We start from the raw sequence: 12,960 nt of genomic DNA on the forward strand, positions 1-12,960 counted from the left end.
CCCCGGCAGCCCAGCAATTCAGAGTCGCAAACATGCACGCTATGAAAAACCTGATGGTGCCGATGCGCGATGGCGTTCGGCTGGCCACGGACGTTTACTTGCCCGACGCCACGATCACTCCGCTTCCGGTGATCATTGAACGAACCCCTTACAACAAATCCTTGCCGTCCCGTTCGGAGAAGCGTTTCGACGGACACCATCTCGGTCGAGAGGAGATGGCCGCTGCGTTTGCCGCCAAGGGCTTCGTAACCGTGTTCCAGGATTGCCGAGGAAGATATGGATCTGAGGGTGAATTCGTCAAATACGTCAACGAAGGCGAGGACGGCTACGACACACTTGCCTGGTTGGTAGAGCAGCCTTGGTGCAATGGCCGAGTCGGCAGTATGGGGCTCTCCTACGCTGCACATACTCAGCTAGCCATGGCCTGCCTCAACCCACCGGGTCTCTGTACGATGGTGCTCGATTCGGGTGGTTTCGCCAATGCTTTCCAATGCGGTATTCGCCAAGGTGGCGCATTCGAACTCAAGCAAGCTACCTGGGCCTACAAACAGGCCAAGGAAAGCCCGGCAGCAAAGGCTGACCCTCTCCTGCGAGCATCGCTCGAGAAGGAAGACATACATGCGTGGTTCGCCAACATGCCGTGGCGAGCAGGACACTCACCGCTGCGCCATGCACCGGAGTACGAGGATTACCTACTCGATCAATGGCGACGTGGTAGCTACGACGCTTACTGGAAACAACTGGGTATCTGCGCCGATCACTATCGAGCCAGAATCCCGGATATCCCAGTCCTCCACATGTCCAGCTGGTACGACGCCTACGTCAGTTCCACCTTGGACAACTTTGATGCCTTCACGCGCCACGGCAATGCTCCTCAGCGCTTGATCATGGGGCCTTGGCTTCACGGTGACCGAAACATCACCTACAGCGGGGACGCCGAGTATGGGCAGGCTGCAGCGTTCGATGGGCATGTGGAGAGCGACTGGCTTGCTTGCCGCCTGCAGTGGTTCGAAACTCACCTCCTTCAGCCAACTCCAGAAACGATTTCTCCCCAAGAGGTGCAAGTGTTCATCATGGGTGGCGGTTCGGGTCGCAGAGACGAGTACCAGCGAATCAATCATGGCGGGGAATGGCTAACAGCGCCCCAGTGGCCACTGCCTGGTAGTCAGCAACTGACACTTCACTTCCACGCTGACGGTATTTTGCGAGAAAACGCTCCCACCACTTCTGCCAGCCAAACCTATCTGTCAGATCCCCGCCAGCCAGTACCAACCATTGGCGGAGCACTCACGTCGGGCGCTCCCGTATTTGCGGGCGGTGCATACGACCAGCGCGAATCATCCAGGTTCTTCGGCGCCCGAGGAGACAACCTGCCGTTGATCGAAAGGCCTGATGTGCTCAGCTTCGAAACCGAACCCCTGACCTCCGACATAGTGGTTGCCGGTAGCATTGAGTTCGAACTGTGGGTGGAGACAGATGGCCTCGACACCGACTTCACCGCAAAACTTGTCGATGTGTACCCGCCGAGCACTGACTACCCAGACGGCTTCGCAATGAACATCACGGATGGCATTATTCGTGCCCGATACCGGAACTCCTGGAGTGAGCCTTCGCCCACGGTGCCTGGGCAGTGCTTCAAGGTATCAATCACTCCATTTGCCACCTGTAATCGCTTCAAGGAAGGCCATCGCCTGCGCATTGATATTGCGAGCAGCAATTTCCCCCGCTTCGATGTGAACCCTAATAGTGGTGAGCCTGAAGGGCTCGCTGCAAACAAGCGGGTAGCTCGGAATACGGTTCATATGAGCAGCGAAAAACCTTCTCGTGTCGCCCTGACCGTGCTCCCCACCTAGCCATAGCGAGCAAGCTATACGCTGCCTGTTAAACTCGTTGGCGCACGCTCTGGGCTTTTGCTGAGATCACTTGCAGTAAACAGTCCAGAGCTCATCGACCCGCGTCGTGAAGCTTTGGCTCATCATCTCCCGACGCAGTTTTGTGGGTCGAACTGTTGTCCAGGATCACATGGAGATCCAGTTCGGCAGGCGTGCTGTTATCAACCTGCCGAAGGAAATCCAAAAACTCCTTGGCCCGATGCCGCTGGGTAATCCGGCCCATGACTTCACCGGTCATGATGTCGAACGCGGCGTACAAGCTCGCCGTGCCATGGCGCTTGTAATCATGGGTTCGCCGCTCGATCTGCCCAGGCCGAAGTTGCAGCATTGGCTGAGTACGATCCAGCGCCTGGATCTGAGTTTTCTCAGCAGGCGGTTTGAAGACAAAGCTACCCATGACGGCTCCTATCAATGGCATTCATGACCACATTCGGATCGCCGGGGCCGCCACGGCCCCGGAAAACTGGAGTACAGCGCATACCGGAAGGCTATATAGCTGTCTGACCTTGTACCGTAGTACGCTTCAAAGATCGGCCCTCCCATTTCGCGACCACGACGGGAGCCAAGGCGTTACCAAGCACGTTCAATGCTGTGACAGGCATGTCCATTAGCCTATACACACCTGCAATCAGTGCTACACCTTCGAGTGGCAAGCCGGCGGCAGATAGAGTCGCAGTTAAAATAATAAACATGAATCCAGGCACGCCTGCAGCGCCCTTTGATGTAAGCACCATAATGAAAACAAGCATGACCTGGTCAGCAAGACTCAGCTCGACATTGTAAGCCTGCGCAATAAAGAGTGTACCCAGGCCTGCAAATAGAGACGCACCATCAAGATTGAATGAGTAACCCAGAGGGATCACCAGCGTGGTCACACTACGGGGCACACCTCTTGCCTCACTTTTAGCCATCAACTGTGGCATAACGGTGGCGGAGCTAGCACTACTGAACGCGAGAACAAGTTCGTCCTTGAAAGCTTTGATGATCTCAAAAATACTTTCACCTACAAGCTTTGCTATCAAGCCCAATACCACGACAGCAAAAAACACAACTGCGACATAGGTTACACCTATGAGCTTAGCAAGAGGCAGCAAAGATTCAATACCGAAACTAGACACAGCGACAGCGATCAACGCAAATACACCAATGGGGGGAATAAGCCATTACCATATTCGTAACCTTGAACATTGTATCTGCAACGGATTGCAATACATTTACGAGCGGTAGTTTTCTTTGCTCATCAAGCGATGATAGCGCAACCCCGAAAACGATAGCAAAGAAAAGTACGGATAGTAGTTTTGCTTCCGCCATAGCCGCAATTACGTTCTCAGGAACTATTCCTAGAAGTACCTTTCCAAGCCCTTGCGAGCTGTCTTGCACAGGTGTATTGACAACCGCACTCGTGGCGGTCGCGAAATCGGCTCCGACGCCAGGCTGGAGGAGATTCCCCACAAGCAGCCCAAAAACGATGGCTACACCCGTAACGGAAAAGAAGTACACGAGACTTTTGGTGCCTATTCGTCCCAATGCCCGCCCACCAGAACCCGCGATCCCTACCACCATGCAAGAGAAAACGAGTGGCACGATGATCATCTTCATCAGTTTGATAAAGGCATCACCAGCCGGCTGCAACACCTGACTAACAAGCCATAGCTTGTGCTGGGGAAAATAGTTGAGCAACAGTCCTACTAAAACACCTGCGATCAAACCGATTGCGATTTGAGTGATCAAGTTGATCTTTTTGGTCATGGCCATGGCACATCATCTCTATTATTTTTATTGAAACAAATCAAGAAGCAAAAATCGCGGAAAAATCTTTAAAACCTTTAATTTCAATTGGGTTGCCACTGGGATCGACGAAGAACATAGTGCGCTGCTCTCCAGGCTCACCTTCAAATCGAATTACAGGTGGAATTTCGAAAACCATCCCTTTTTTATCAAGGCGCTCCGCCAGCTCTAGCCAGCGATCGAGGGGCAAGGCCACCCCAATGTGAGGCATGAGTACCATGTGCTGGCCAACCTTCCCGGTACGGGTGGTTTTGAAGGGTTCGCCCAGGTGAAGAGAGATTTGATGCCCAAAGAAATCGAAATCAACCCAGGTATCAGTGCTGCGGCCCTCGACACACCCTAAGAAATCTTTATAGAATTTTCTTGACTCTTCAAGACTGGTGACGTGATAGGCGATATGGAAAGGCGTAAACATAAAATAACCTCCTCAACAAGGGGTCATATGTTTTCAAACAGCGTGATGCATGTACACTAGCCAAATCTTGGTCTCAGCATAAGAAATCCATATGGACATTAAAACTTTAGAAACGGTTATCTCTGTCATAGATTGCGGCTCCATAGCAGGCGCCGCCAAAAAACTGAATGTCTCACCCACCGCGGTCAGCCTTCGCGTTCAAAGTTTTGAAAAACAAATGGAGTGCGAGTTATTCAATCGCGAAGCTCACTCCATAAAACCAAACCACAAACTCGATAATGTAACACAAAAAATTAGAGCCATTATCAATCAAGCCCGAGAACTAAAATTCGACCTTCAACTGAACGGCATTAGTGCAGAGTTACGCCTAGGCGCAATATCAACAGCCCTGACAGGCATTATTCCTTCAGCGCTGGAGAAAATTTCCTTACAAGCCCCTAATGTACGTTTGAAAATCACCCCGGGAGACTCAAAATTACTTTACGACAAGCTAACGAGCGGCGATCTCGATGCTGCCATTTTGGTTAACCCACCCTTTTTAACGCCGAAATCCATACGCACATCCTTACTGCGCCGTGAGCCCCTCGGACTATTAAGCAGGCAACCTGTATCAGAAGATGAGATCCTGAAGGTACTTCAAACTGAACCCTATATAAGATACTACATGCACTCTTGGGGAGGTCAACTGGCTCAGCGCTACCTTGATGATTATGAAATCTACAGTCGAGTATCGTACGACATTGACTCCCTGGAGGCGATTGACTTGCTGGTATCTTATGGCCAAGGCGTATCGTTAGTCCCGCAGTGGCTCGACCAAGCCGATTACCTTTCTGCCTTCACAATCGTCAATACCGAACCAAAGTACTGCAGAGAAATTGTATTGGCATATGATGCATCATGCGCGAACTCCTCTGCGATCAACCTTCTTAGAGAGATCTTAATCTCGATATAAAAAACACTGATATACCCGTGCATGATTCACTGCAAAAATTTACTCCCAAAGGGCACATGCCACATTCCGACCACAGAAGGCGGCCAGGCTCACCATCTGCCTGCCAGGTAGAACATCCCCCCAGCAAAACCGGTCAAGAAGACGCCCTTCAGTACATCGCCAAAATCGGCGTTACCTGAGAACCATGCTTCGACCTGTGCGGCCAGAAAGAAGACCGCGATAAACAAGACGACGCTCGCGATGCGCCGCTGAATCTTGAACCTAGCCTTGTCGGTTCCGAGCCACAGCATGCAGGCCTCCTTTTGTGTTCCATCCATACCCACGATAACCCGCGCTACGATTCTGGTCACTGGGTAGACTTATGGCGATTAACAACATACATTTAAAATATGAAAATGCAATTTTTTATATATTTTAAATCTCTACTGATTACTTTTATCGTTCTCGCCGGGCTGTAAACACAGCCCTGGCAACGCGACCAACAACAATAACGCGTGAAGGGAACGAACCAATGCGCATGTCACCCCTCTCTCTGGGCGCGAGTACCGCCGCCCTCGCCTCGCTGCTGCCCACGCCCGCCCTTGCCGAGTTTTTTGCCGACAGCAAGGCCGACCTGGAATTACGCAACTTCTACTTCAACAGCGATTACCGCCAACCCAATGCCCGCCAATCCAAACGCGAGGAATGGGCCCAGGGTTTCATTCTCAATTTCGAGTCAGGCTTCACCGAAGGCCCGGTCGGCTTTGGCATCGATGCCTTGGGCATGCTGGGGGTCAAACTGGACTCCGGGCCGGACCGGCAAAACAGCGGTCTGCTGCCCGTCGGCGATGAGCATGCCCCCGACGACTACAGCAAGCTCGGCCTGACCGGTAAATTGCGCCTATCCAAGAGCACATTGCGGGTAGGCACACTGATACCGAAGATGCAGACCGTTCGCAGCAACGAGTCACGTCTGCTGCCGCAAACGTTCGAGGGGGCGCACGTTGTTTCCCGTGAAATCGACGGTCTTACGTTCAACGCCGGGCGCCTGACACGCAACCGGGTGCGTAACGACAGCGCCAATGAGCAGATGACGGTGGCAGGCAGCAACATTCGCGGTGGGCAGGACACCGATGAGTTCAATTTCGCTGGGTTACGCTACGACTGGAGCAAACGGCTCACGACCGTCTATGACTACGGCCACCTCGACCAGAACTACAAGCAGCACATGCTCAACGTGCTGCATACGCTGCCCATCGGCGACAACCAGTCACTCAAGACCGACTTGCGATATGCCCGCTCACGCAAGGCCGGCAACACCAACGTCGACAACGATGCCCTGGGCGCCAAGTTCACCTATACCCTCGGTGGACACGCCTTTGGCATCGCCTACCAGAAGATGAGCGGGGAAACCGGCTTCCCGCACCTCAATGGTACCGACTCGTACCTGGTCAACTACGTGATGTTGTCGCCGGACTTCGCCAGCCCCGGCGAGCGCTCCTGGCAACTACGCTACGACTTCGACTTCGCCGCCATCGGCATTCCCGGCCTCACCTTCATGACCCGCTACCTCAAGGGTGACCATTTCGACAGTTCAAGCGGCGCGGCAGGTCAGGAATGGGAACGCAATACCGACCTTGGGTACACCTTCCAAAGTGGCGCCCTGAAGAACTTCAACGTGCGCTGGCGCAACGGCATTTATCGCAGCCGCGGCGCCACCGAACTGGACCAGAACCGGCTGATTCTCAGCTACACGCTGCCACTGCTTTGAAACCGTGCCCGGCGCCCAGGCGCCGGCGCCGTTCGATAACCGAAAGGAACCCTTTGCATGATCGCTCCCCGTCCCCTTCTGCCACTGGCCCTGTTCATCGCGCTTGCCGCTGGCAATCTGGCCCAGGCCGCCGACACCTCGCAATTGCCGTGCAAAACCACCGCCCAATGCCAGGCCGAAGCCGCCAGCATCGGCGCCGCAGCCGAACCCAAGGGCCCCCGGCCCGGCGCAGGTGAACGGCAGTTCGACTGGATCAACCGCATCAACAAAGCCTCGATCGTGATGCTCACCGAGCAAGGTATCGTTACCCCGCAACTGGGCCGCAAGATCGCAGGTGGCGTCGAGTACACCATCGAGCAGGGCAACCAGCCCAACGGCAAACGGCCCAGTGACGTACTGCAGGTGGAAAAGATCGTGACCGACAAGATCGGCCCCGAAGGGTCTCTGATCCACTCGGGCCGTAGCCGGCAGGACATGTATGCCACTTACCGCCTGGCCAGTTTGCGCAGCCAGGTTCTTGCTTATGCCCAGGCCATGAATACGACCCGTCAGCGGCTACTGGACATCGCCGCCGACAATGTGCAAACCCTGGTACCAGCCTACACCAACGGCGTCCAGGCGATGCCCATTTCCTACGCTCACTACCTGCTCGCCTACGCCGACTCCTTTGCCCGCGACGCGCAACGCATCGCCCAGCTCTACCAGCGCCTGAACCTCAGCCCCATGGGTACCGCAGTGCTGGCCAACTCCGCCTACCCGCTCAATCGCGAACGGCTGGCCGAGCTGTTGGGCTTTGATGGCGTACGGCAGAACTCGCTGGATTCGAGCCAGGTGTCGACCTACGACATACCAATCGAAGCGGCCGGTATCGCCTCCTCTTCGGCTATTCGCCTGGGCGCGATGATCGGCGACATTCATACCCAGTATCACCAGATCCGCCCGTGGCTGCTGCTTGAAGAAGGCTCCACCTACACCAGCAGCGCCATGCCGCAAAAACGCAACCCAGGCCTGCTCATGCGTACCCGTGAGGCCGCATCCGACACCGTTGGCCTGGCACAAACCGTTACCCTGCGCGCGCACAACGTCACCACCGGCATGACCGACTACAAGAATGCCTTCGATGATCTGGACTTCTTCGACTCGGCCATCTCGATGTTCACCCGCATGAACCATGTGCTGGACAAGTTGAAGATCAACCCTGAGCGCGCGTTGGAAGAGCTGGAAAACGAATGGTCCACCTCCATGGAGCTGGCCGACACGCTAGAGCGTGAGCATGACGTACCATTCCGTATTGGCCACAGCTTCGCCTCCCTGATCGTGACCCAGGCGCGCAACGAAGGCTATACCCCAAAGACCTTCCCGTTCGCCCAAGCACAGAAATTGTTCACCCAGGCAGCGGACAAGTACAAATGGACGGCCTCCAGCTTGCCGCTGAACGAAAGCGCGTTCCGTGCGGCCCTGTCACCTACCAACATGGTCAAGACACGGGTCGGCACCGGCGGGCCGCAGCCGGCCGAAGTGCAACGCATGCTAGCAGAAGCCAGAAAGACGCTGCAGGCTGACATCGAGTGGGACAAAGCCCGGCGCCAACACCTGGCCGATGCCGAAGCCGGGCTTGACCAGGCGTTCGGCAAACTGTTGAAAAACTGACTGTTGTCCGGGGTTCAGGTGCCCAGCGCGGCCCTGAGCTCACGGCGATCGAGCGTCCCCTGCCAGCGCGCAAGCGCCAGGCAGGCCACACAATTGCCCAGCACATTGGTGAGCGAGCGGCACTTCATCAGCCGCTCGACTGCCAGCAACAAGCCTGCGCTTTGCACCGGTACGAACGGCAGGATCGTCAAGGTCGCGGCCAGGGTGAGGAAGGCCGAGCCTGCGACACTGGTCGAACCGAGCGTGGTAACCAGCCCAATGAGCAGGATCGACAGCACATGCCCGACCTGCAGCTCTATACCCGCCAGCTGGGCAAGAAACAGCGTGGCCACGGCCAGGTAGATATTCGACCCCGGCAAGTTGAAGGAGTAGCCAGTGGTCAACGACAACCGCACCAGCGCAGCCGGGCAGCCAGCCCGCTCCAGGCGCTCGACCAGCGCAGGCAGCGCCGCCACCGATGACCCGGTGAACACCACCAGCAGCAGTTCGCTTTTCAACCAGGCAATGAGCCGCAGCAGGGAATAGCCGCAGCACCGGGCAACCAGGGCCAGGATGCCGAACACGAAACACGACGATGCCACGTACATGGCCAGCAGAAACTTCAGCAGCGGCCACAACGATGCGCTGCCGTACCGGGAAACCGTGAACGCCATGGCGCCGAACGCGGCGACCGGGGCCAGCCGAACCACCCCGCGCAACACTCGCAACAGCAGCGCCAACAACCGATCGAGCGGGGCCAGCCAAGCCTTTGCACCCTCGCCCAACAGCCGCAGTAAACACCCGGTCACGATGGCGGCCAACAGTGTCGGCAGCATGATGCTTTGGGTGCATGCCTGCACCAGAATGGCGGGAAGTGCGTCGAGCAGCGCAGGCCCCGCACCGTTCCACTCCAGTGGTGCCAATGCCAGATCGGCGGATACGCCCGGGCGCATCAACAAGCCAATCGCCAACCCTACAACCAGCGACAGCAACGACATGCACAGGAAATACGCCAGCATCTGCATCGCCACGGTACCGACACCACGCCCCAGGCGCCCAAGGGCCGATACCACCAGCGCGAACATGACGAACGGAATGAGCGCTCCCACTGCCAGCAGGAACACATCACTGAGTGGTTTCATGGCGCGTGCGAGGTCGGGTTGCCACAGCCCCAGCAGCAGGCCGCAGGCGATGGCCAGCACCATCTGCATACTGCCTTTGCGGGCGATAGCCGCGATCATCGAACGCCCCGGCTCGGAGCATTGGTGAGCGACGGCAACGGAGTATCCTGAACGACCAGCCTGCCGGGCCGACTCAAGAGGTGAACAAGCCAATGGAACTGCGACATCTGCGTTACTTCGTCATGGTGGCCGAGGAGCAGCATTTTACCCGTGCAGCCGCACGCCTGAACATGCAACAACCACCGTTGAGCCAACAGATACGCGCACTGGAAGACGAACTGGGTTTTGCCCTGTTCATTCGTCATCCCAAGGGCGTGGCGCTTACCGCCGGCGGTGAAGTGTTCCTGCAGGAAGCGCGTGACATCCTGGCGCGGGTTGGTCGGGGTGCCCACCGGGCAGCACGGGTCGCTCACGGCATCGCAGGCACCTTGGCACTGGGCTTCACCAGTTCTGCAGCCGCCCACGCGCTGATCCCGCGGATCATCCGGGCCTATCGCGAACGCTACCCGGACGTGGAACTAACCGTGAGTGAAGACAACGCCCAGGGCCTTACCCACGGCGTGGCCGAAGGCCGGCTGGATATGGCCATCCTGCGTGCGCCGGTCAGCACCGTGGACGGTGTCAGCTACCACAGGCTGCTCAATGAGGAGATGGTACTGGCCCTGCCAGTCGATCACCCGCTGTTCGCAGGCGCCAGCGGTGAAGCCTTGCAGGCCATGGCACAGCGCGGTTTCACGTTGCAGGCCCTGGCCGACGAGCCGTTCATTCTGGTCAGAAAGCCCGGCGCGCCGGGCATGTACGCCAACCTGGTCAAGGCCTGCCGCAACGCCGGCTTCGAGCCCAGGATCGCCTGCGAGATCGAGCGCATGCTAACCAACCTGAGCCTGGTAGCGGCTGGGGCGGGTATTTCGGCAGTGCCTGCGTCGATGACCGGCCTGCATGATTCGAGCATTGTCTACTGCCGCATCCGCGATGCACGCCCGCGCCTGGTCGCGCCTGTCACTCTGGCATGCCGCACATTCAACCCTACCCCTGCCCAGGATAATTTCGTCGCCCTGGCCAGGCAGATGGCAGGAAGGCCCTGCCGCAGGGAAGGCCTGCCTGTGTGACTCAGCTATGCCGTAATGGTCTCGCTGGCTTGTGTCATGCGGTGTATGCGCCGGCTTCTCAGACAGAGCCTAGTCTCCTTGGCTTTAAGGCTTGAGCGCCATCTCACCGCGTGCGGAGTCGTTCAGGAGTAACCTGCCCGCTCCGCTTAGTAAGTGCAGCAGGGGTATGAAAGCTCGCAGGCCCACATATCCCTTTTTCGGGGTAAAGGAAGGAAAGGAGCCGATGCCCTATTTTGCTGCTAGTGGGATGTCTGACTTGGCATAGTCGATGGCCGCGGCCTTTGTCGGCCACCTGCGATTAACCTGCTCAGCCTTGCAGGGACTCGTGGCAGCGCTGCCATGGTGGGTACTGGCAGCCGATGTTCAGCGTGTTGCCGCGCCGGTTTCTATTTGGGCTCGTGCAAGGATGGAATGCAGGAATGCGCAGCCTGTAGAAAGCCTTGTCCTGCGAAGGTATGGCCGGGCTGGAATGCCCGGATGGCGATATTCGCTGAGCAACTTCCTCCCCCTAGGCCCTGCAAGGCTGAGCGCCTCTTCAAATCATAGGTAGTCTTCATAGACGCGCATTTGATAGGTCAGGCTTTTCAACAACTGAGGATCAAACGACAGTTGGAAAACGCTCGTTGGCAAGCGCTGCGGTGACTCGATCCCACTTACCGATATCCGCCCTGTGTTCGCATCACGCCAGGTCGCGCTAAGCCGATGCCCCCCTGGAACGGTTTCGACCCTCAACCACACCTGGCCACGCACGTCGCTGGCGCCGAGGGCACCCTGTTGCGTCAGCAGGCGGTCCTCGTCTCGAAGCGTTAGTTGCAGCGTCGCCAGTTCGTAACCTTGGTCATTGACCTGGAAAAACGAGACCACCCTGGCCAACCAATCAGGTGAAAGTGGCTGATGCCGGATAATCGCACCAATCACGCGTGGCTCATTGAGCCAGCGGCCGGGCTCGACCAGCGCCGCGTAGCCTCCATCCAACTCGAGCGCCAAGCGTCTGGAACCTAACAAATCAGTCAGGCGAATGCCTGCCCCCAGCAGCACGCTATCACCGATCAGGGCGCTGATATCCTCCAGCGGCAACTCACCGGTGCTTGGCAAGATTCCACCCAGGCCTCCCACCAGTTCCAGAAGATCGGACTGCCACAGCTCTGGCTTTGTCTCGCGCAGGAACTGTGCATATTCGTTCACCGCCGCATAAGAACCTGTATTCTGCGCGATATAGAGCGCCAGCTTGGAACGATAGTAACGGTCCACCTTGCCCACATTGGCTTGGGCGAACGCCAAAGCCATAGGATCCTCGAACAGTTTGAGGTTATCGAATGCCAGCATTTTCATGGACCAAACGTGATCAGCGTCCGCGATGAGAGTGCGCGAGAACGGCAGGAAAGCGCGGTCGAACTTCAGCCGTTCAAGCAGCAACACCTGCTTGTGCTGGCTCAAAGATGAGTCGTTCACCAGTTGGGCAAGAGCTTTACCAGTTGGGTCCTCCATCCAGGCCGGCGCGAACAGCCCACGACTACGGGTAATGATGGTCAACGCGTCGGAGAACTGCCCGACATCCGATGACGGATCCTGAAGGATCGCGAGTAGACGCTGCCGCTCAGCTTCTGTCAGAGACAATGAACCATTGCGCCCATCCAGACGCTCACGGGCGAAACGCACCATGTAAGCGTCCAGCAGCGCTTGGGTGCGCATTGCATCAAGCGCCATGCTTTCATCGCTATCACCGTCCTCGAAGCGTAACCACCGCTCAACCTTGTTCGTGAAGGTGGTCGTCAGGCTGTCGGCAAGGTTCTTGTAGCCAAAGAATGCTCCCACAGCCAATGCCAGGGTCATGAAGGTTCCGACCAAGAGAATCCACTGCTTGATGTGATGAAGAATCGACAGTGTCTTCTCAATGGCTCGTTCGGAAACCTTCGCCTCGACATTGCCGATCTGGCTCTGGACTTCGTGGAGCAGACTAGCGCTGGACGCCTTGAGCTCTTGCAACTCCAGGTGGAGGGCCCGGTTTTGCTCAAGCGCCTCGGCACGCAGTTGCGCCGCTGCCTTGTCCAGGTGCAGGGAAATGAGTTCTTTAGTAGCAGACAACAGCATTCTTCCTTATATATTCGGAGCGACCAATAGTTCCATATCCACCACTCCATTGACATCCTGAAACCAGCAAGAGTGATTCAGTGCCGGCGGGTCAGTGAATCGCCCCGGAGTGTCTAGACAAATCGAACGGCAGCTTCTGGCCGATTCTGTTGA

10 protein-coding genes and 3 pseudogenes are annotated in these 12,960 nt (G+C 56.8%); 6 read left to right on the top strand and 7 right to left on the bottom strand.

Going from position 1 to position 12,960, the window contains the following annotated elements; translation table 11 throughout:
- The first annotated feature begins 32 nt into the window (after positions 1-32).
- Positions 33-1,853 (top strand): CocE/NonD family hydrolase, encoded by a 1,821-nt coding sequence (locus TZ03_RS02280; RefSeq protein ID WP_051095544.1) that lies wholly within the window; start codon positions 33-35, stop codon positions 1,851-1,853.
- 66 nt (positions 1,854-1,919) lie between these two features.
- On the opposite strand, the gene TZ03_RS31865 is transcribed toward TZ03_RS02280, so the two are convergent.
- The 4 genes and pseudogenes from TZ03_RS31865 to TZ03_RS02295 all read right to left on the bottom strand — a co-directional run bounded on the left by TZ03_RS31865 (position 1,920) and on the right by TZ03_RS02295 (position 4,095).
- Positions 1,920-1,979 carry a hypothetical protein gene (locus TZ03_RS31865; protein WP_414860299.1) on the bottom strand — a complete coding sequence of 20 codons (60 nt, stop codon included), beginning with the start codon at positions 1,977-1,979 and terminating at the stop codon, positions 1,920-1,922.
- 4 nt (positions 1,980-1,983) lie between these two features.
- Positions 1,984-2,259, bottom strand: a pseudogene (locus TZ03_RS02285) (transposase); the annotation flags it as partial.
- A 121-nt stretch (positions 2,260-2,380) separates the two neighbouring features.
- Positions 2,381-3,641: pseudogene (locus tag TZ03_RS02290) on the bottom strand (cation:dicarboxylate symporter family transporter).
- 40 nt (positions 3,642-3,681) lie between these two features.
- Complete coding sequence (locus tag TZ03_RS02295; RefSeq protein WP_051095546.1) at positions 3,682-4,095, bottom strand: VOC family protein; 414 nt, start codon at positions 4,093-4,095, stop codon at positions 3,682-3,684.
- Positions 4,096-4,186: 91 nt separating this feature from the next.
- Between TZ03_RS02295 and TZ03_RS02300 the strand changes: the two genes are divergently transcribed.
- Positions 4,187-5,047, top strand: coding sequence for a LysR family transcriptional regulator (locus TZ03_RS02300; RefSeq protein WP_051095547.1), 861 nt, complete (start codon positions 4,187-4,189; stop codon positions 5,045-5,047).
- 89 nt (positions 5,048-5,136) lie between these two features.
- On the opposite strand, the gene TZ03_RS02305 is transcribed toward TZ03_RS02300, so the two are convergent.
- A complete protein-coding gene (locus TZ03_RS02305; protein WP_051095548.1) occupies positions 5,137-5,337 on the bottom strand; it encodes a hypothetical protein in 201 nt (66 codons plus the stop codon).
- Positions 5,338-5,558: 221 nt separating this feature from the next.
- On the opposite strand from TZ03_RS02305, the gene TZ03_RS02310 reads away from it, so the two are divergent.
- Together TZ03_RS02310 and TZ03_RS02315 are read left to right on the top strand one after the other, a co-directional pair.
- A complete protein-coding gene (locus tag TZ03_RS02310; RefSeq protein ID WP_051095549.1) occupies positions 5,559-6,797 on the top strand; it encodes an OprD family porin in 1,239 nt (412 codons plus the stop codon).
- A gap of 57 nt (positions 6,798-6,854) precedes the next feature.
- Positions 6,855-8,447, top strand: coding sequence for an argininosuccinate lyase (locus TZ03_RS02315; RefSeq protein WP_051095550.1), 1,593 nt, complete (start codon positions 6,855-6,857; stop codon positions 8,445-8,447).
- Positions 8,448-8,461: 14 nt separating this feature from the next.
- Here the strand turns inward: TZ03_RS02315 and TZ03_RS02320 are convergent, their stop codons facing one another.
- Positions 8,462-9,667, bottom strand: coding sequence for a cation:dicarboxylate symporter family transporter (locus tag TZ03_RS02320; protein WP_051095551.1), 1,206 nt, complete (start codon positions 9,665-9,667; stop codon positions 8,462-8,464).
- A gap of 92 nt (positions 9,668-9,759) precedes the next feature.
- Between TZ03_RS02320 and TZ03_RS02325 the strand changes: the two genes are divergently transcribed.
- Positions 9,760-10,716 (top strand): LysR substrate-binding domain-containing protein, encoded by a 957-nt coding sequence (locus TZ03_RS02325; protein WP_051095552.1) that lies wholly within the window; start codon positions 9,760-9,762, stop codon positions 10,714-10,716.
- Positions 10,717-11,057: 341 nt separating this feature from the next.
- A pseudogene (locus TZ03_RS31870) lies at positions 11,058-11,147 on the top strand (molybdenum cofactor guanylyltransferase MobA); the annotation flags it as partial.
- A 109-nt stretch (positions 11,148-11,256) separates the two neighbouring features.
- Here TZ03_RS31870 and TZ03_RS02330 read toward each other — a convergent pair.
- Entirely contained in the window at positions 11,257-12,801 is a 1,545-nt protein-coding gene (locus TZ03_RS02330) for a hypothetical protein (RefSeq protein ID WP_152645357.1), read from the bottom strand.
- Positions 12,802-12,960: the final 159 nt, after the last annotated feature.

Origin of the sequence: Pseudomonas sp. 10-1B, from assembly GCF_000935045.1 — a bacterium.
Lineage (GTDB): Bacteria > Pseudomonadota > Gammaproteobacteria > Pseudomonadales > Pseudomonadaceae > Aquipseudomonas.

Coding starts and splice junctions, on each gene's coding strand:
- TZ03_RS02310 (WP_051095549.1), top strand. CDS start 5,559: ATGCGCATGTCACCCCTCTCTCTGGGCGCGAGTACCGCCGCCCTCGCC.
- TZ03_RS02305 (WP_051095548.1), bottom strand. CDS start 5,337: ATGCTGTGGCTCGGAACCGACAAGGCTAGGTTCAAGATTCAGCGGCGC.
- TZ03_RS02315 (WP_051095550.1), top strand. CDS start 6,855: ATGATCGCTCCCCGTCCCCTTCTGCCACTGGCCCTGTTCATCGCGCTT.
- TZ03_RS02325 (WP_051095552.1), top strand. CDS start 9,760: ATGGAACTGCGACATCTGCGTTACTTCGTCATGGTGGCCGAGGAGCAG.
- TZ03_RS02295 (WP_051095546.1), bottom strand. CDS start 4,095: ATGTTTACGCCTTTCCATATCGCCTATCACGTCACCAGTCTTGAAGAG.
- TZ03_RS02320 (WP_051095551.1), bottom strand. CDS start 9,667: ATGATCGCGGCTATCGCCCGCAAAGGCAGTATGCAGATGGTGCTGGCC.
- TZ03_RS02300 (WP_051095547.1), top strand. CDS start 4,187: ATGGACATTAAAACTTTAGAAACGGTTATCTCTGTCATAGATTGCGGC.
- TZ03_RS02280 (WP_051095544.1), top strand. CDS start 33: ATGCACGCTATGAAAAACCTGATGGTGCCGATGCGCGATGGCGTTCGG.